Genomic DNA, 17,905 nt, shown 5'->3' with positions numbered 1-17,905 from the left:
ACTCATGACTGCGCAAACCAGCGTCCTGGAGTCCCCCACTGCGCCCAAAATTTCCACCACCGCCAAGTTTTCCGCGCGTGACCTGCACCTGCATTACGGCGATTTTGAGGCTCTCAAGGGAGTCAACATCGACATTCAACCCCGCAAAATCACGGCTTTGATTGGCCCCTCCGGCTGCGGCAAGTCGACTTTCCTGAAAACCTTGAATCGAATGAATGACCTGGTCAAGGGCGTTAGCATCACCGGTCAGGTACTGCTGGACGGCGCGGATATTTTCAAGGATATGGACGCCCTCGCCCTGCGGAAGCGGGTGGGCATGGTGTTCCAGCAGCCCAATCCGTTCCCCAAGTCGGTCTTTGACAACATCGCCTATGGGCCGCGTATCAACGGGATTCGCAATCACCGGGAGCTGAGCGAAATCGTGGAGCGTTCCCTGCGTCAAGCCGCGATTTGGGACGAGCTAAAGGATCGCTTGCACAAGTCCGCCCTGGGGCTTTCCGGGGGTCAGCAGCAGCGCCTGTGCATCGCCCGCGCTTTGGCTACCGAACCGGACGTCATCTTAATGGACGAACCGACCTCCGCTCTGGACCCGATTTCTACTTCCAAGATTGAGGAACTGGTCGTGGACCTGGCTCGGGATTACACCATCGTGATTGTGACCCACAATATGCAACAGGCTTCGCGTATCGCCGACAACACGGCGTTCTTCCTGCTGGGCGAACTGGTGGAGTACAACGATACGGAAACCCTGTTCAGCGTGCCGTCGGACCAGCGCACCGAGGACTACATCACGGGTCGGTTCAGCTGACACTGTTTTCGCGTGCCCCGGCGGACTCCGCTGGTGCGCGACGGGGAAATACCGTTCTGAGTTATGGAACAGAAAGTAGGGAGGTAATGCGATCCCGATTCGATCAACAACTCACGCAGCTCAGCGAAATGCTGGTGCAGACCGGAGAGCTGTGCGAACAGGCCATCAGTCAGACCATGGTGGCTCTGTCCAGTTCCAGCGATGAAATCGCCCGTGAAGTCATCCGGGCTGATGCCCACATCGATCAGATGGAACGGGACATTGAGCACTTGTGTCTGAAATTGCTGTTGCAGCAGCAGCCCGTGGCGGGGGATTTACGCCAGGTTTCCGCCGCCCTCAAAATGATTACCGACATGGAACGTATCGGCGATCAGGCAGCGGATATTGCGGAAATCGTGAAGTCTACGGATATGTCCCTGGTGCGAGGATTCCCCAAGATACCTCAGATGGCGGCGAAAACTGCCGCGATGGTCCATGATGCGGTCCAGTCTTTTGTCGACCGCGATTTGGCTTTGGCTACTGCCACCCAAGCGGCGGACGACGCGGTAGACCGGATGTTTGCTGAGGTCGCCACCGAGATGATTGATTTCATTGTGCATGCCGATGCCGCGGACGCTCAAAAGGCTATCGACGTCATCATGATTGCCAAGTATCTGGAACGTATCGGGGATCACGCCACGAACCTCGCCGAGTGGGTGGATTTCTCGATTACGGGGGTACACGATGTCAGCTTCGACACAAAATCCGCCTGAATCGGGCGGTCCTTGGAATAATGGAAGTGTGATTTATTTTGTCGAGGATGACCTGAACATTCGAGATTTGGTCGTTTACACCCTCGGTTCCACCGGTTTTACCGCTCGGGGTTTCGCTGATTATCGGGAATTTCGCGAAGCGATGACGGAGCTGCTCCCGGAAATGATTTTGCTGGACATTATGCTGCCGGGCGTTGATGGTATCCAGATTTTGCGTCGAATTCGGGCTAACCCGGAAACCGAGGGCATTCCGGTCATCATGGTTACGGCAAAAGGCGCCGAGTTTGACAAGGTCAAGTCCTTGGACTTGGGGGCTGACGACTACATCACCAAGCCGTTTGGCATGATGGAGCTGGTGTCACGAGTCCGGGCAGTGCTGCGCCGCGTGGCTCGTCCCGCTGATTCTACTGTTGGGGACGAGGAAATCCTCACCATCGGCTCTATTGACCTGAACCTGCCCCGCCACACGGTCGCGGTTGCGGGTCGGGAGGTGAAACTGACGCTAAAGGAATACCAGCTGTTAGAGGAGCTGATGAGCCAGCCGGGGATTTTGTTTTCCCGCAACAGACTGCTGGATTCAATCTGGGGATACAGTTTCCATGGCGGGACGCGCACGGTCGATGTGCATATTCGCACGCTGCGCAAGAAACTCGGTCCGGCTGCGAAACATATTGAAACCGTGCGTGGCGTTGGCTACAAGATTTCCGAATGAGGGCGTTGTTAGCGTAACCGCCATCGAGTCAAGGGAGATTATATGCGACGCAAGATTCTGGGGGCCATCTCAGGTATTTCTGCCCTAGCCCTGGTGCTTGCTTATGTCGGTTCCGTTTTGTTCTTTTACCAGGTCAATCGTGCCAACATTTTGAACGCGCTGACCGAAGAGGGCAATCTGTTGGCGCTGAGCCTGGAGCATCATCCCGACGGTATGCAGACCCGGATGCTGACCGACTTTCACCGGCAGACCCCGGGGGTTCGCTTGACGTTGGTGGCCAGTGACGGTGAAGTTCTCTATGATTCCGAAGTCCCTGCCGCTCAGATGTCTAACCACGCGAACCGACCCGAGATCGTCTCGGCTTTGAGACGCCAGTCTTCCGGGTTGGGTTCCGATATCGAGGTACGTGATTCTGATACTCTCGGCGAGGATATGTGCTATTACGCGCGGGCTATCCCGTCGGGCAAAATTGTTCGCGTGGCGCGTCCTGTCCGCACGTTTTATGCCACGGTCCTGTCTGGGCTGCCGATTTTGGGCGGCATCGCCCTTGGCGTATTCTGGCTGTCTTTCCTCATTGCGCGACGTCAGGCCCGCCTGATTGTCGCGCCGCTGGAACAGATTGACCTGAACCACCCGCTCTCGGGCACACCTTATGACCGCGACCGGCTGCCCGAGGTCAACAAAAACGGGGTGTTCGGGAACTCCAGCGTTTTCGGTGGCGGAGGGATTTTCGGTTCGGGGGTCTACACCGACACGCCAGCGGACGAGGATCCGAATCAGCCTGAGTCTGCGGAGCCTCCCCTGGACCTCGATATGCTCCAGGTCTACGGCAAGGACCACGAAACGGTCCCGATTTACCCCGAGTTTTTGCCGCTGCTGCAACGTCTGGAACATCAGAATCGGGATAAGGAAGCCGCCGCGCGTTCCCGCCGCGAGTTTTCCGCTAACGTGTCTCACGAGTTGAAAACCCCGCTGACCTCTATCTCTGGATATGCCGAGATTATTCGTAACGGTTTGGTGAGAGACGAGGATATTCCAGGTTTTGCCGAGCGCATTCACCAGGAGTCCTCCCGACTGTTAGACCTGATTGGCGACATTATGGAGCTGTCCCGGCTGGACGAGGGTGGTCTGCCGGCAGAAGCGGGGGAGGTCGATTTGTTTGGTTTGTGCCGTACGGTGGTGGAGCGGCTGCAGCCTCGCGCCGCGGCCTTCGATGTGAAACTGACTCTGTCCGGCTCACACACGACGCTCACCGGGGTGGAACCGCTCCTGGGTGAGATGGTGTACAACCTGGTAGACAACGCGATTAAGTACAATCGCGAGGGCGGTGAGGTGAACGTTTGGGCAGGGACGCACCTGGGCAGGCCCCAGCTGGTCGTGACCGACACGGGTATCGGGATTCCTCTCGAGGATCAGGAGCGCGTGTTTGAGCGGTTTTATCGGGTGGATAAGTCGCATTCACGACAAACCGGGGGTACCGGTTTGGGGCTATCTATCGTCAAACACGCCGCCAGCCTGCATTCGGCAGAGATTACGGTGAACTCGACTCCGGGTCAGGGCACGCGCATCGAAGTGGCTTTCCCGGACGCGGCTTGAATTTAGCGCCACTCAACGACACCAAGCGCGCGCGGATTCGGGGGCGTGACGCGTAGCTGTAGCCGCCTATGAGCTCGTGTCATGGATAGAAATCAGGTTAAGCCGTGAACTAGTTTTTCAAACTGTGATTTCATATAATGAAAAATGTTTAATTTTTGAAAATAAGCTCCGAGGTCACGTTGTAAAACATTCTCTCTTTGAACGTGTCGTGATTATCGGGGAGGGGAAAATTCCATGAATGTTCACTTTAAGCAAGCTGTTGCAGGGATAATTGCGCTGGGACTGGTACTTCCAGGGGCGATGATTTTATCTTCGCCGGGGGAAGCTAGCGCCGCCGAACACAGCACCTATGCAGACTCTCTGAGCGCCGAACCGGTAAAGCTTTCAGGCAGCGAAACTGCTGCGGATGTCATCAAGAACCCCGCGCAGCCAGATATTTACACCCTACGTAGCGACTATGAAATTACAAAAGATGGACATAATATCATCAACTACCAACCCTACGTAGCCACCGTGGGAGCAGCCGCTACCTCAGAGGAACAGAACAAAGTCGACAAGACCATCAAGCTGCCACAGTTTGCTGGCTATAACAAGCCTACGGATAATGCTAATGATCCAATCAATAACTACCACATCGACTACCAACGAGTCGTAGATGCAGCCCAAGCTGGGAGCACCACTGGTGACACCGAATATGGAAAAGTACACCAGGCGAAAAAAGAGTATATATACAAAGGTCTGCCTGGAACCATCACGATAAAGCACGTGTTTCAGGAATTACGAAAAATTAATGAATACAGTAGAAAGCCGGGAACTAACACCGACATTATCACTACGCAAACCGGACAAGTTGGTGACAAGACTCTCATCAAGCCCTTACCGGCTGCTGAAATAGCTGGTTTTGTACCCGAAAATAAAGACCTGCGGGTTTTAATCACGCAACGTGGTCGCAACGTGGAAATGCGTTACAACCGCGCCTACTATGCGGTCACATTTGACACCCAGGATGGGACGGCGGTGCCCACTCGCACCCTGTATTACGGACAAGAAATTCCTGCCATCAACAGCACCGATATCCCCACCAGAATTGGAGCTAAGTTCTTAGGCTGGAAGCCATCTGTCGATTTGCACGGCACTTTGAATGGGACAGAAACTACATTTAAGGCTAAGGAAATCATTAAAGACAGCGCCGGTACCCCACTCAAAGATTTAAACGCCAAACTAATCATGCCGGCTCACCATATAAAGTTCACGGCAGTTTGGGAGGAGAATCCTACGGCAGATTATGCGATTCAATTTTGGACGGAAAAAGCTGATCATGCTGATAACGCTCCCCTCTTACAAAAGTATGAATTCGTGGGCACTCACGTGTACCGGAACAAGGCCACAGGTTACCGTCCGAAGCTGGAGGAAGAGACCATCAAAGGGGTGGAATTCCCCGACTTGGATAAAGAACGTTTAGCTAGAATCTGGAAAGGGGAGAAATTCTACCAAGGTCGCTTCCTGTATCTCAATAAGTTCTACAAGTACAATAAGACTTTAACTGATAACGAAAATGCTGATCCGAATACACCCAGTGAGGTAAAGCCTGTTTCTGCTACCGGCAAGACCGTCTATAACATCTATTTCGACCGACAGGTCTATGACCTGTACTTTACAAAATCCAACTCTAGAGATGATAATAGTACTTTCTATCCTGAAATTTGGCGACATGGCGAAAAACTAGGGGAGCCAGGACACCCCTACCACTTCACAGCCCGATTTAACCAGCGACTGTTAGACTGGCCGAATGACGCCTTAGAAACCAAGGGATTTACTGGTGGCAAACAAAGTTTTGGGTGGGACCTGAACTACACTATACCAACCTCAGATTTCCGCGACACTCCTCCTTACCGGCTAACGGCTAAAGAGTTCTTAGACAATTATAATTACACCGCTAAGGGCGGCTACACCAGTGACATTGACGCAGGCGCCGGTGTCACTATCCCGGTTAATCTGCAGGCCAATCCACAAACTTTCACGACGCTTTCCTTTGGTATCTGGCAATCGGGTTCAAGTGACCCAAGCAATGCGGCTATTCCTCACCACATGGATTTTTGGATGGATGGCTTCGACGAAAACCCAAACTGGGATGGCATAGATGAGAAAGAAAAATATAATAAAATTATAGACTACGACCTTTATAGAAACAAGGCTGATACGGGTAGTTATACCTATTCGCATCCGGCTCCGGTAGTCCAAGGCTTTACCCCTTACGAGAGTCAAGTGAAATCGATACGGCTGGACGAAGATGCGCTTCAAGACATGAACGACGAGCGGAATGATATAACAGATTTTCCGTCTGAAACGGTAAAGAGCCCCTATGACGGGGAAGACCCACACCCCAAGGGTTACATGACATTTATGAAAACTTTCTTTAATCGTGCAGATGAATTTGGCGACGTGGCAGACGGCAGCGAGGAATTTAAAACAAATGGCTATATTTGTTTTCGTTATAAGCGTAATAAGTATAAATTGCGTTTCAATAATGACCCCGCCACCATCAAAGCTGACAGCGAATATAATGCAAGCAATCAGACAGATATCTTTTATCAAAAGCCTTTACAGAATTTGAATCTGGATGACGTTGATACTTTGGTAGACATGGGTCTAACGGATCTTTTAGAACAGGATAGCGAGGGAAACTATCAAGTTAAACGACCCGCCGGACTCGCGCCCAATATGGTATTCAAAGGCTGGGCTCTGGACCCTGCCGGACGGAAAATGGTTTCGGACAGCACGGAAACCATGCCCGCTCACAACCTGGTCCTCTACGCCAAGTGGGAAGAGCCTGACTATAAGTGGAAGGTCACTTTTGACCCGGCAGGCGGCACTTTGCCGCAGATTGACGCCGCACAGCTCGCGACAAAGACAAAGACCATTCGGGAGGCAGTTGGCGCACATTTGAGTAAAGTTACCTACCCTCAGAAAACAGATGCACCGGGCGCTACTCCAGCAGACAAGCAAGTATTCACCGTATTGCATCGACAGAAGCTGGTAGAGCCTATCAAACCCACGCGGGACGACTATTCTTTCCTGGGATGGGAAGTATTGCACTATCAGAAAGATGCTCACGGCAGATACACCGATGAGATTGACAATTCTTATCGTCAGCGATATATCGTCCCGGAACTGTATTCTTTTGGAAATGATGTGGTAGATTCCCTTTATCTCAAGGCTATTTGGGTAAAGAACGACTTTGAAAAGGTTACGGTGTATCACCATTTCTTAGATAGCCAATACCGCATCGACTCAAGCATCCCAGATAATCCTAAAGTCATCGTGTTAGAGCAGGAACGTGCCGGACAATATACGATGGCACTCGCTACTCAACAAAGCGAAGATTGGTTACTTGCCCAACATGACGAATTGCTAAAGACTAAAGATCAGCAGCTTAAGGCACTCTACACCGAATACAACAACCGTTTAGGCTTCGAAAACACTGGTTTCCAACTGTTTAGGGTGGAGCCGAAACAGATTATCGAAAATGGTCATCCCGTACCTAATCCCAGATATAAGAACAACGAATTTCACTTTTTCTATGTTCCTTTCAGGACTCGTCACTACAAAGTTAACTATGTGGACGAAAGAGCCCAGGCGGAATTGCGGACAGCCACCACGGATGCCCAAAAGCAAGCCATTATTAACAAATACCGCCTCCTCAATCAGGAACAGGTCTCTAGCCAAGCACGCCATTACGATGCGCGGAACTACAAACCTATCTCCGGATGGAAACTGGTCTCTGCCCCACAACAGCAGCTCTTTTACGATGTCGATGAAGACACTAATCAGTTGCTCGGAATTAACGGCACTGGTTCTGATGAAATCACCTTCTTTTACCGGGATGTTCGAATCATCGAGGTGCCACAGGGAGGCGTGACTCCTCCCGGATATGTGCGGGTCACGTTTAAGGCCAGTGAGGGCGGTTCCTTTGGCTCGGATGCCACAGGGCACCCCATCACGGAACTGCATTACGATGTCCTCAAGGGTACTAAATCAAGCCAGCTTCCTGTTCCGCAGGAATTGGGAGGCGGTACTCGCAATGCCGATAAATACTATATCACCCCGGATGCAGGCAGGAATTTTGTAAACTGGGACAAAGACCCGCTTTCTCCGGTCATCACGCTTGACGACAGTTCTCATGTCTTTACTGCGCAATTCTCGGCTCCGGCTCCGACTCCGCCTGCTCCGACTCCGGGTCCGACTACCCCGCCTGCTCCGACTCCGGGTCCGACTACCCCACCCGCACCAACACCGGGTCCAACCACACCGCCTGCGCCGACTCCGGGTCCAACCACACCACCTGCGCCGACTCCGGGTCCAACCACACCACCCGCGCCGGCTCCGGGTCCGACTACCCCGCCTGCACCAACTCCGGGTCCGACTACCCCGCCTGCACCAACTCCGGGTGGAGGGGGTCCCTCGACTCCGGTTTCGCCAGCGCCCAACACGCCAAGCACTCCGACTACCCCTAAGCCGAGCCAGCCGAGCGAACCGAGCCAGCCGAGCGAACCGAGCCAGCCTGAAACGCCGGCACCGCCGCGTTCACCTGATAATTTGGGAAAACCGGCTACACCTGCGCTCCCCGGTCGGAGCCTTACCCCCTCTCAAGCACCGTCTGCGCCCATCAGTCCCGACCAGCTGCACAAGTCGAATCCGGCTAATCTTCCGGCGACTGGCGCGAACTCGCTGCTCTATCTCTATGCAGCAATTTTGTTCACCGCAACCGGTGGCTTGATAATAAGGATTAACAGAAGACGGGTTCGGGATTAAAACGAACCTCGGCGGGGCACCGTATATATACGGCGCCCCGCCGTCTTTAATCGTCACAATACCCCGGCGATCATACACACCTACGACATTGCCCAGCCCTTGCGCTAAACACGTCCCCGGTTACATCGCTAATTTGCTGTCCTAGCCCAGGTTATATATACTGTTTAGGCACTTCGGGGCATTGGCGCAGTTGGTAGCGCGCTTCCATGGCATGGAAGAGGTCAGGGGTTCGAATCCCCTATGCTCCACATTACGAAGTCGCGGAAACCTTTGGTTTTCGCGACTTTTGCATTTTACAGTCGTGAGTTTTGGGCGTGCTGAAAGCTGACACCTAGCAGGGTGCCGATGTCTCGATAGGACAGCCCAAGGGCGTAAAGGTCGGATGACGCTTCTTACGCCACGTTGGTGGCTTTGGCTCGCGTTTTTGAAGCTTTGCGCTGCAGTTCGATTGCTGGGGCGGAAACCGAGGTAAACGCCGGGTCTGGAATCACGTTTACTGCGGTGGTTTGCGGGTTTTCCTCCACTTCGGGGAACAGGGTCAGTGCGTCTTGAACCTGCGCGGGAATCTGGGTAAAGGACAAATTGCAGGGATGCTATGCCATGCGGGGCAGGGTGTCGTTGCCGTGGTAGCCGTCGTTGCGCCGGTCGGAGAATAGCGGGGTAGGCTCGATATCAGACAAGTGCTAGGTCTTAGCGGTTTCGTAATTAAGGCTTGACGACAGGCAGAAAATTATGAAACAATCGGGATGCCAGCGAGAAGAGGGTCAGGGATTCTTTTCCACTATGTGGATAGCTGGCAACAATCTTTTTTACACTCCCCACGGGTGCCGAACACAGTCGGACGGAATCCGGGCACACACCTCAAAATCCTGCAAGTTTCTCTTGGACATGCGGCGTTGCAATCCCCAAAGCATATAGTCCGCAATCTGTAATCCCGAGGATGATGCGGAGTCCCAGTAGCAAGGTGTTATTTCTTGGGGCATCTGGTTAGAAATATCCAGCAGAGCCGTCTCGGCTGCGGTTTTCTCGGATTTCGTGCCGAAGGTCGCGAGCACCAGGTACAGGTGGTCGTTTTTGTCGAAAGCTGTTTGGCACAACCCGCGGACGTGTTCATACAATGCTAGTTTGTATAGCCGCATTTTCCCGGCCTGTTGCACGTAACTATACGCCCTGGATTTGTACAGGAATGTCGCATGGAAGACTGGGGGTTGTTGGCTCAGTAACGCGAATACCTGGGCGCGTGTGTTCATGGAGTCGTTTTTTGCGTGGAAACCACGGGGTAGTGATATGCCTTGGTCTTCCAGGGAGGCACGCAATACCAGCGTATTCCACAGGATGTCAGCGTGCTCGTCTTTGAAGGTGGCGGAGCCGATTCCGAAATAGGGGCTGTCGCTTTCTGTTTGCGGTTCCCGGAAATCCAGGGTGCCGGTTTCATCTATGTAGACGAAGTAATCTGCCATAGCGGTAATTCTATGGCATGCTGGACGTCGAACCGGTATCACGATGATTGCGACTGTGTGCCGGTGCCGGTGGTTGGTCGCTGGGTGGTTGATGATTCTGTTCGTGGCGCGCATTGGGAAGGACAGAACCCCGGATACGACTTCGAGGAACTCTACGAGAAAGAATACTTGCCCTATCATCATGCTGGGGACACCCCTGAGGACGTGATGAAACACCGCCGCGCTGTACAGCGTCAAGCTAAACAAGCCGAAAAGCGCAATACCCGCAAGGCTTCACTTGATGGTACTTTGCAAAGGGAAAAGTGGGACGCATACCGGTCTTGGGTTGAGGACCAAGCAAGGTTGAAAGGAATAGTCATTGACGGAGAGGCATTCAAGCTCCCGCTAAAAAATTGGGAAGAACCACCCCGGGACTGGCCGCAAGACTTACCACTACTTCGGGCGAAGGAGTGGAATCATATACTTTTCAGCAATATCAAAGGTGGAGGGCACCTTCAGGGGTACGGTTGGATTAGAGACCGTACGGAATTTGATAAGGAATGGACTCCAGAGGTAATAGCAGACAAATTGCGTAAATTACTTCCGCTAGTGCCCTATGAAAAGGTTGAACGCACAAGTAAGTTTGTGGTGACAGATTCAGGTATCAAGTACACCATCGCATTTTCAGAATCACACGGTATAATAAGAGTAACGACTTTCTATCGGATGGAGGACTAAAATGGATGAGGGCGAAGAGGAAATACGTTTAGTTCTCCAGCATATGCACCAGCAAAAGGTCATTACTGATCAAGAGTTCAAGGATATGAATACACTCATCGATGATGATGGGACTCTTGGTGCACTGGCAGGCATAAGCGCTGTGGTACAGAATGACCCAAATGGCATTCCCTCAGAACTGCTTGACGAAATCCTCGCACTCGAACCAGTGTTTGACGAGGAATACTACCAAGACATGCTAGATGCGTTGCAGGAACGCGTCTAACCAAACAAAACCCATCAGCAACCGTCTTGGCTATACGCCAGGGCGGTTTTCTTATGCCCACTATCCCGGGGCATACCGTGACTACCCAACCAGCCCCCTAGGGTGCGTGTTGTTACACCAGGCGACACGAAAGGTTTGGGGTTTTCTGGTGGCCAATAACTACTCCGAAAGGGAGGCCTAACTATGCCCGAAACAAACACCAACGCTGAGCAGCCCCAGGCGGCTGCAGCATCTGCCGGTGTTCCGGCCGCGGATTCTGTACCGAAGGAGTCGCGTACTTTCACTCAGGAGGAAGTCAACGCTTTCCTCGCTGAGGACCGTCGGAAGACCGCGAAGAAGTATGAGGGATTCGATGCTTTGAAAGCGAAGTTGGCTCAGTACGAATCCTCTAAGACTGACGCTGAGAAGCTTCAGGAAAAGGTAGCTGAGCTCGAGCGGGCGAATCGTGATGCGGTTCGCGCGAAGGTCGCGTCTCAGTATGGGATGCCTATCGAACTGGTTACTGGTGAAACTGAGGAAGAATGCGTGGCTCAGGGTGAAGCGTTCAAGAAAGTTCTTGCTGACGCGAAGCCTGCTGGTCCGTCCTCGAAGGTTTTGGGTAACCCCACGAAGGGGGCACCTGCTTTGAACTCTGACGTGTTGGAAAACGCATTGAGGGCAAAGCTTGGAATCGCGTAATTTCAGCCTCTACAAGACAAGGAGATGACTATGGCTGAGCAAACTAAAGCAACAATGACTAACGAGTTCGCAGGTTTCCTGCGTCCTGACCAAGCCCAACCGATTTTCGATGAGGCTATGAAGACTTCCGTGGTGCAGTCTTTGGCTCGTCAAATCCCGGTTGGGGTTAACGGTGTGGAGATTCCGGTGACTACCGGGAAACCGGAAGCGGGCTGGGTCGCTGAGGCTGGATTGAAGCCCTCGACTTCTACCGCTATTGGGATTAAGACCATGAAACCGCACAAGCTGGCTGCGAAGACTGTGGTCTCTGCTGAGGTAGTCCGTGCTAACCCTGGTGGTTATGTGGACATTTACAAGAAACAGATTGGTGAAGCGTTCGCTTTAGCTTTCGACAAGGCTGCCCTGTTCGGTGGGGTGAAGCGTCCTGGGTTTTGTTCCGCTTCTTATGTGGGTGCTAGTTGTTTAGCATGGGTTTGATTATATTGGGTTATCACCTCCTCGGGGGTGGAATAGTTCAGGGATTCGTGAAGGTGGGTATTGTTCCATCAGTGAACCCAGTTCATGGTGGCGAACTCGACCTCGGACAGGGTTTCCCAGGTTTGCGAATAGATAAGTTCGGTCTTATATAAACCATTTACGGTCTCTGCCAGGGCGTTATCGTAGGAGTCTCCCACGGTTCCGGTAGAAGGTTTTATACCGTAATCAGTGAGTTTGTCGTTATAGGCAATGGAGGTGTACTGGCTACCGTGATCGCAATGATGCACCAGGCCTGCAAGATTGTCTCTTGCTAGGGCTGTTGCCTGCTCGAGTGCTTGCAGGGACAGTACCTCGGTTTTCATTGATGACCGGGTAGCCCACCCCACAATCTTGCGTGAATACACATCGGTTACGAACGCTGTATAAACAAAACCAGAAAGAGCACGAACATAGGTAATATCTGCTACCCACAACCTGTTAGGTCTATCTGCTCTAAACTGGCGATTAACTAGATTAGGGCGTGCATCAGGGACCTTAGAAGGACGGGTAGTAACTGGTCTACGTCCCCTACGCGCCCCGCAAATCCCGTCCAGACGCATCAATCTGCCAGTCTGTTCCCGCCCGATATCCCATCCAGTCCGGCGCATAGCACGCCAGATTTTACGAATCCCGTAAACACGGTAATTCTGGTCGAAAATCTTCACGATTTCCTCGATTAACAAGGCATCTCTCAATTGCCTAGCGCTCACTTTTCGGGTCTTTGCCGCCCGGTAACCACGTGGCGTGAGGAAGCCCCCAACCGTGTGTTCTCTCATAACCCGGCAAATACGCTCGACCGAGAAACAATCACGATACTGGTCAATAAACGCAATCATTTCATCCCGGGGTGGTCGAGTTCTTTGGCGAAAAAAGCCGATGCGAGCTTCAAACTCTCGTTAGTACGTTTAAGCTCCGCGTTTTCTTTACGCAACCGCCTTATCTCGGCAGACTCCTCTCGAGTGACCCCGGGGTCTTTCTCCCTGGTCTATCTCGGCTTGAACAGCCCAGCGGCGCAATGATTCACGACTCACACCAAGTTTCAATCCGATATCACTGATAACCGCCCATCTCGAAACCCCAGAACCGTCTCGAAGCCAGTCAAACACCAACCCAACAGCACAATCCCTAAACTCCCGCGAATACTTCCAAGGCATAAAACAACCCTCACAAAAAACCTAGGAACAAAACCCAGGACGCTTCAGTTTTGAGAGGTTTGAGTTTGTTTGAATCTCGTAGCGACTAGACATCATAGTTCTGCTGAAGTCAACACCGCTTTAGCAGGGATTTTTATGGTTTTTGCTTCTAATCATAAAGAGATTATTTGCGGAACTCGGGATGGTAAAAACTCAGCAAAATTGCCGCAGCTATCAGGACTGTGCAACATGTCATTGGTAGCCACGGAGAGAGTCCGTAAAGTGCGGTGGAGGCTATCGGTGCCACTACATAGGCTGCACCATTGTTAGCATTAATCAACCCGACCAGTCCACCTTGTTCTTCGGGCTTCATTTGCAAAGTAGGCGCCGTGTTGTAGCCAGGCATCGCCAGGCCTAGACCAAAGCCTGTCAAGATGCTGGCCACGATGAACAGTCCAAGATTTAGTGGATAAACCAAGAGCAGTAACCCGAGAAGAACGATTATTAATCCTCTTCTAAAGAGTTTTTTAGCACCCCAGTTTAACCTTGGAGCCACCAAGGCCTGCGCCAGTATCATCACCACACCCATTATTGACATGCACAAAGCGGTGAGCCCTGCTGTGGCGCCGGCCGCTAGCTTCAAAACGTCCTGCAGTAAAAAGCCGAAAAGTGTAGCCACGGTAGAAAAAGCGGTAAACATTAGGAAACCGCAAGCCAGGAACACGAATACTCTTGAATCAAAATAGGAAACTTTTGCCGGTTGAGCGACTTTTTCTTCGCCACCTGTGGGTTTGAATGTTAGCAGCAAAACGGCAACGCCTAAAAGCATGACCAGAGGCATCACCAGCAAGGGCATCATGAAACCTCCTATAGCTGCAAGGCTGCCGCCCAATAAGGCTCCAAGAATAGACGAGAATCCTTGTGCAGCGCCCAAGACTCCCAGACCTTTGACCCGTTGCGTCTCATTGTAGGTATGAGTCACAACGTAGGTTTGCGCGGCTGGGGAAACTGATGCGATGGCACCGCCGTACAGCACTCCCCTAGTTATGACTACTCCTAGAATCAACGCTATGCCGGTTAGCAGACCCTTAAATCCTAGCCACACCACCATAGCGAATCCGCCTAGAGTCAGGATTCCGGCAAGCATGCCAATAAGCAAGATACGCCGAGATCCCCATCGCAATGAGACCCGTCCCCACCTGGTGGAGGTAAGAGAAAACATTATGGCAGCTAACGAAATGGTGGCGCCAATGTGCCATTCCTTCAACCCGATTTCGCGCGATAGCGGAGCCAGAATTGGATTAAGAATCATCTGCCCCATATATGCCAGTAACACCGTCAAAAACAAGGGAAACAGTCCCGCTATTTTTGATTCGACTTTCTCGTTTCGTTCATTAGTGGCGCACATTAAAACATCCTTTCCACAGTGAGCTACCAATCAAGCTGAGACAATACTAGAACAATGTTCTAGTATTGTCGAGGTTGAGGGTATGCTGTTTTCGTGGGAAATAAAGACAAGCGGGTAAACACGGGGAGACGCGCCTGGCTGACGCAAGAAAAGATCATGTACACCGCAATGGAACTGACCCGAGAGTGCGGTCTAGAAAAATGGTCGATTCGTGACCTTGCACAGCGTCTGGGAGTAGTTCCCTCTGTCATCTACCACCATTACCAAAACCGTGACGCCATTACCGCTTCTGTAATAGGCGAAATCACTAGCACCATCGAGCTACCGGACGAGCAGCTGGAATGGAAAGATTGGTTCATCTCCCTAGCAAAAAATGTCAGGCCCGTCTTTCTTGAATTCCCCGGAGTCACAGACAAACTGATGTATGGACATATGAACGACGCGTTGATACCAATCTTGGAGGTGGCTTACGAAAAACTACGGGATGCTGGTTTTAGCAAGTACATTCACATCGCATACTCAATTATCATCAACACGATGCTGTGGAGCATTACTGCTCGCAACTTGCGCAGCCCAACCAAGCAGGAACAGCGCCACGACCTAGACCAAATGATTACCCAACTTCAGCCCCTAGCTGCCTGCTCCACAACGCTGGCTGACATCATCCAAGGCTACTTAATTCCGCTAGCCAACCCGAAAAATGAAGACCGCATGAGTCAGGAATACTTTGAAATCATCATAGAAGTCGTACTCGCCGGTTTAGAGATAGCGATCTTGCCTCGCGAAAACGCCTAACGAACCCGTGAACAAGAGAAATCATCAAACAGGACGAATTGTGCACGAGGATGCGGCTCTTGACGTACGTGAAAATTTCGCTGCCATATGTAAAGCATCAGGTTGGCAGCCTGTATACCCATCTGTTCGGAAGATGATATAAAATCCAAGGGGTCGGAAATAGCTGCCAATTTAGAACTTTGGTATCCGCCGCTGCCATATACTTTATTCTTTTCCATCTGTTTCTTGAGCAGTCCCGGCACGCTGCAGATATTCGGCAAATAGTTGAGGATGCGTAGCGTGCCACTGATGACCCACTCCCGGAACGACTGCGAAGCGAGCCCCAGGAATAAGCCGAGCAATTTTACGCGACGCCGGCAGGTTCGCTTTATCTCTGCTACCGCAAGCCACAGTTACCGGCATCCGCAAAGCTGGCAGCTGCGAAGTGAGATCTAAATATTTCAAGCTATCGAGCACCCCGAAAAGGTCAGCTTTACTCAGCTGCGGTGGACAGACCCACTTCGCGGGCAACAGTCGCATCAGCACGCGCTGCAGGCTCATCAACAGTTTGGGCAGCTTGGCTTGCGGCGCCGAAATAAACAACGAAACGACCTTTTCAGGGTGAGTGATGGCGATTTGTAAAGCTATCACTGCACCTAGTGAGAGCCCGACCAGGTGCACAGGTTCCGTGAGCGTATCAGCAATCTCGTTACTGATGCCCTCTAATGACCAGTCAGCCATCGGAGATTTCACCTTTAAAACCTCGGAAGCTGCGCACTCGGTTTGCGCCAGCTGCTTGACTACCGGATTCCACACCTCACTGGTCTCACCCAACCCGTGCAAGAATACAACTTTGGGAATATCACTCATTTACGCACCGCGAGAACCCCTATAATCAGGCTGGTTATCAGGAAACCGGCGACATTTCCGATAGCAGTAACCGGTGAAACCACATGCGTGACTCCGAGAACAGCAAAACAGAGAGCTGCCAGCAACAGTCCAACTGTCGACAACAGTAGCCAGTGGCGTGTTCGCACATTTTTCTTTTCCATAAAAGCGTCCTCCCCCGGAAGCGTTTTCACTGATTATCCCATAAACGGGTCAGAGCGTTTCCCCACCATGAAACATTTGAGGGAAAAATACCCGCACTTTACTCAAACCAGGTTCTAACTGTCTTTCGGTGCCTCGTAGGATTCCTGGCGGTATGTCTTTCCCAAGGAGATTAAATACGGTCACATGAACCACATAAACAAGGCTATGCAAAACCTGGGACGCTTCAACAACGCGGTAAAATAAGGGTGACTACTTTCTACAGATGGGAGGGCTACACATGGATGAAGGCGAAGAGGAAATACGTTTAGTTCTCCAGCATCTGCTTGACCACAAGATAATCAGCGAAAAAGAGTTTACGGGCATGTGTACCGCCATTAAGTATGACGGAACTTTGACTGCTCTGGCTGGTATAAGCGCCGCGGTACAGAATGACCCGAATGCCATTCCCTCAGAACTGCTTGACGAAATCCTCGCCCTCGAACCAGTGTTTGACGAGGGATATTATGAAGAAATGCTAGATGCGTTAGCCGACCGAACGGCTATGCCCTAACCGCGGTGTCCGACACTCCCACGTTATAGGAATCAATCCGCCAGTACGGCTCGCGATGCTCGGACTGAATCACCGCCCAATGGCAGTTATCCAAGCCGTGCAGCCCATACCACTGGGCGGGGTCGTGCCCCAGCAAACTCACGATTCCCTGCGAAGTGGCAGACCCGTGAGAGACAAACAAAATCGTTTCACCATCAGCGATTTTGTCAGCCCAGTCGCGGTAAGCCTGGGACACACGCAGCCCGACCTCGTGACGCAGCTCTACTTTCGTAGCCTCCGGGTCGGGATCGCCAAAATCACGCCACGAGGTGAAGTCGTCAGGCCAGCCTGCCTTAATCTCCGTAGCGTTGAGCCCTTCCCAATCCCCAAAAGACCGTTCCATCAGGCGTTCGTCAATCTCGACGGACAAACCGAGCCGATCTGCCAGTGCGTGAGCGGTGTCGAAGGCACGACCCAAAGGTGAGGAAACCACCCTTGTGAAGGGAAACCGAGCCAACCCGGCTGCGGCTTCTCGAGCCTGTGCAATGCCCGTCTCGTTGAGAGGGATGTCAATCTGTCCCTGAATCCGTTGCAGCTTGTTGTAATCGGTTTGCCCATGCCGCCACATCACCAAAGTTTTCGGCATCGCCCTGTCCTCCTGTTCGGTCGGCGCATAAGTCCCTGACCCACGT

17 protein-coding genes, 1 tRNA gene and 1 pseudogene are annotated in these 17,905 nt (G+C 52.1%); 12 read left to right on the top strand and 7 right to left on the bottom strand.

What is annotated here, in order from left to right:
* The first annotated feature begins 4 nt into the window (after window positions 1-4).
* From pstB to HMPREF0573_RS06675, 6 genes are all read left to right on the top strand, one after another.
* Window positions 5-808: a phosphate ABC transporter ATP-binding protein PstB gene (pstB, locus tag HMPREF0573_RS06700; protein ID WP_013189341.1), complete on the top strand. Its 804-nt coding sequence runs from the start codon at window positions 5-7 to the stop codon at window positions 806-808.
* Window positions 809-894: 86 nt separating this feature from the next.
* Window positions 895-1,560, top strand: coding sequence for a phosphate signaling complex protein PhoU (phoU, locus tag HMPREF0573_RS06695; RefSeq protein ID WP_004007094.1), 666 nt, complete (start codon window positions 895-897; stop codon window positions 1,558-1,560).
* A 28-nt stretch (window positions 1,561-1,588) separates the two neighbouring features.
* Window positions 1,589-2,272 (top strand): winged helix-turn-helix domain-containing protein, encoded by a 684-nt coding sequence (locus tag HMPREF0573_RS06690; RefSeq protein ID WP_013189340.1) that lies wholly within the window; start codon window positions 1,589-1,591, stop codon window positions 2,270-2,272.
* Between the two features lie 42 nt (window positions 2,273-2,314).
* A complete protein-coding gene (locus HMPREF0573_RS06685) occupies window positions 2,315-3,868 on the top strand; it encodes a sensor histidine kinase (protein WP_013189339.1) in 1,554 nt (517 codons plus the stop codon).
* A 234-nt stretch (window positions 3,869-4,102) separates the two neighbouring features.
* Entirely contained in the window at window positions 4,103-8,680 is a 4,578-nt protein-coding gene (locus tag HMPREF0573_RS10035) for an InlB B-repeat-containing protein (protein ID WP_013189338.1), read from the top strand.
* 175 nt (window positions 8,681-8,855) lie between these two features.
* Window positions 8,856-8,928, top strand: a tRNA-Ala gene (locus HMPREF0573_RS06675).
* 144 nt (window positions 8,929-9,072) lie between these two features.
* Here the strand turns inward: HMPREF0573_RS06675 and HMPREF0573_RS06670 are convergent.
* Together HMPREF0573_RS06670 and HMPREF0573_RS06665 are read right to left on the bottom strand one after the other, a co-directional pair.
* Window positions 9,073-9,261: a 50S ribosomal protein L11 methyltransferase gene (locus tag HMPREF0573_RS06670; RefSeq protein ID WP_004007098.1), complete on the bottom strand. Its 189-nt coding sequence runs from the start codon at window positions 9,259-9,261 to the stop codon at window positions 9,073-9,075.
* A gap of 228 nt (window positions 9,262-9,489) precedes the next feature.
* On the bottom strand, window positions 9,490-10,140 hold the full coding sequence (locus HMPREF0573_RS06665) for a DUF3800 domain-containing protein (protein WP_013189337.1): 651 nt from the start codon (window positions 10,138-10,140) through the stop codon (window positions 9,490-9,492).
* Between the two features lie 63 nt (window positions 10,141-10,203).
* On the opposite strand from HMPREF0573_RS06665, the gene HMPREF0573_RS06660 reads away from it, so the two are divergent.
* The 4 genes from HMPREF0573_RS06660 to HMPREF0573_RS06645 all read left to right on the top strand — a co-directional run bounded on the left by HMPREF0573_RS06660 (window position 10,204) and on the right by HMPREF0573_RS06645 (window position 12,277).
* Window positions 10,204-10,857 (top strand): hypothetical protein, encoded by a 654-nt coding sequence (locus HMPREF0573_RS06660; RefSeq protein ID WP_244855338.1) that lies wholly within the window; start codon window positions 10,204-10,206, stop codon window positions 10,855-10,857.
* A gap of 1 nt (window position 10,858) precedes the next feature.
* On the top strand, window positions 10,859-11,122 hold the full coding sequence (locus tag HMPREF0573_RS06655) for a hypothetical protein (protein ID WP_013189335.1): 264 nt from the start codon (window positions 10,859-10,861) through the stop codon (window positions 11,120-11,122).
* 183 nt (window positions 11,123-11,305) lie between these two features.
* A complete protein-coding gene (locus tag HMPREF0573_RS06650) occupies window positions 11,306-11,800 on the top strand; it encodes a hypothetical protein (protein ID WP_013189334.1) in 495 nt (164 codons plus the stop codon).
* A 30-nt stretch (window positions 11,801-11,830) separates the two neighbouring features.
* Window positions 11,831-12,277, top strand: a complete 447-nt coding sequence (locus HMPREF0573_RS06645) for a phage major capsid protein (RefSeq protein ID WP_236589640.1) — start codon at window positions 11,831-11,833, stop codon at window positions 12,275-12,277.
* On the opposite strand, the pseudogene HMPREF0573_RS06640 reads toward HMPREF0573_RS06645, so the two are convergent.
* Window positions 12,244-13,470: pseudogene (locus HMPREF0573_RS06640) on the bottom strand (IS3 family transposase). The gene HMPREF0573_RS06645 and the pseudogene HMPREF0573_RS06640 sit on opposite strands and share 34 nt — an antisense overlap.
* Before the next feature lie 163 nt (window positions 13,471-13,633).
* Window positions 13,634-14,857 carry an MFS transporter gene (locus tag HMPREF0573_RS06635; protein ID WP_013189331.1) on the bottom strand — a complete coding sequence of 408 codons (1,224 nt, stop codon included), beginning with the start codon at window positions 14,855-14,857 and terminating at the stop codon, window positions 13,634-13,636.
* 93 nt (window positions 14,858-14,950) lie between these two features.
* On the opposite strand from HMPREF0573_RS06635, the gene HMPREF0573_RS06630 reads away from it, so the two are divergent.
* A complete protein-coding gene (locus HMPREF0573_RS06630; protein WP_004007107.1) occupies window positions 14,951-15,652 on the top strand; it encodes a TetR/AcrR family transcriptional regulator in 702 nt (233 codons plus the stop codon).
* Between the two features lie 204 nt (window positions 15,653-15,856).
* Here HMPREF0573_RS06630 and HMPREF0573_RS06625 read toward each other — a convergent pair whose 3' ends face one another.
* Together HMPREF0573_RS06625 and HMPREF0573_RS06620 are read right to left on the bottom strand one after the other, a co-directional pair.
* Window positions 15,857-16,501, bottom strand: a complete 645-nt coding sequence (locus HMPREF0573_RS06625; protein WP_013189329.1) for an alpha/beta fold hydrolase — start codon at window positions 16,499-16,501, stop codon at window positions 15,857-15,859.
* Complete coding sequence (locus HMPREF0573_RS06620) at window positions 16,498-16,683, bottom strand: sodium:proton antiporter (protein WP_169769047.1); 186 nt, start codon at window positions 16,681-16,683, stop codon at window positions 16,498-16,500. Before HMPREF0573_RS06620 ends, HMPREF0573_RS06625 begins: the two co-directional genes overlap by 4 nt.
* A gap of 278 nt (window positions 16,684-16,961) precedes the next feature.
* On the opposite strand from HMPREF0573_RS06620, the gene HMPREF0573_RS06615 reads away from it, so the two are divergent.
* Entirely contained in the window at window positions 16,962-17,234 is a 273-nt protein-coding gene (locus HMPREF0573_RS06615; protein ID WP_169761320.1) for a hypothetical protein, read from the top strand.
* Here HMPREF0573_RS06615 and HMPREF0573_RS06610 read toward each other — a convergent pair.
* Window positions 17,224-17,859 carry a histidine phosphatase family protein gene (locus tag HMPREF0573_RS06610; RefSeq protein WP_013189327.1) on the bottom strand — a complete coding sequence of 212 codons (636 nt, stop codon included), beginning with the start codon at window positions 17,857-17,859 and terminating at the stop codon, window positions 17,224-17,226. The genes HMPREF0573_RS06615 and HMPREF0573_RS06610 overlap by 11 nt on opposite strands.
* Window positions 17,860-17,905 lie beyond the last annotated feature (46 nt).

Origin of the sequence: Mobiluncus curtisii ATCC 43063 (assembly GCF_000196535.1) — a bacterium.
Taxonomy (GTDB): domain Bacteria; phylum Actinomycetota; class Actinomycetes; order Actinomycetales; family Actinomycetaceae; genus Mobiluncus; species Mobiluncus curtisii.
The sequence above is the reverse complement of the archived record's forward strand: the minus strand, read 5'-3'. Positions and strand labels throughout refer to the sequence as shown.

Excerpts from the sequence above, each read along its gene's own strand:
- HMPREF0573_RS06665 (WP_013189337.1), bottom strand. The coding sequence starts at position 10,140 with ATGGCAGATTACTTCGTCTACATAGATGAAACCGGCACCCTGGATTTC.
- HMPREF0573_RS06650 (WP_013189334.1), top strand. The coding sequence starts at position 11,306 with ATGCCCGAAACAAACACCAACGCTGAGCAGCCCCAGGCGGCTGCAGCA.
- HMPREF0573_RS06685 (WP_013189339.1), top strand. The coding sequence starts at position 2,315 with ATGCGACGCAAGATTCTGGGGGCCATCTCAGGTATTTCTGCCCTAGCC.
- HMPREF0573_RS06610 (WP_013189327.1), bottom strand. The coding sequence starts at position 17,859 with ATGCCGAAAACTTTGGTGATGTGGCGGCATGGGCAAACCGATTACAAC.
- HMPREF0573_RS06635 (WP_013189331.1), bottom strand. The coding sequence starts at position 14,857 with ATGTGCGCCACTAATGAACGAAACGAGAAAGTCGAATCAAAAATAGCG.
- pstB (WP_013189341.1), top strand. The coding sequence starts at position 5 with ATGACTGCGCAAACCAGCGTCCTGGAGTCCCCCACTGCGCCCAAAATT.
- HMPREF0573_RS10035 (WP_013189338.1), top strand. The coding sequence starts at position 4,103 with ATGAATGTTCACTTTAAGCAAGCTGTTGCAGGGATAATTGCGCTGGGA.
- HMPREF0573_RS06625 (WP_013189329.1), bottom strand. The coding sequence starts at position 16,501 with ATGAGTGATATTCCCAAAGTTGTATTCTTGCACGGGTTGGGTGAGACC.
- HMPREF0573_RS06620 (WP_169769047.1), bottom strand. The coding sequence starts at position 16,683 with ATGGAAAAGAAAAATGTGCGAACACGCCACTGGCTACTGTTGTCGACA.
- phoU (WP_004007094.1), top strand. The coding sequence starts at position 895 with ATGCGATCCCGATTCGATCAACAACTCACGCAGCTCAGCGAAATGCTG.
- HMPREF0573_RS06655 (WP_013189335.1), top strand. The coding sequence starts at position 10,859 with ATGGATGAGGGCGAAGAGGAAATACGTTTAGTTCTCCAGCATATGCAC.
- HMPREF0573_RS06645 (WP_236589640.1), top strand. The coding sequence starts at position 11,831 with ATGGCTGAGCAAACTAAAGCAACAATGACTAACGAGTTCGCAGGTTTC.
- HMPREF0573_RS06615 (WP_169761320.1), top strand. The coding sequence starts at position 16,962 with ATGGATGAAGGCGAAGAGGAAATACGTTTAGTTCTCCAGCATCTGCTT.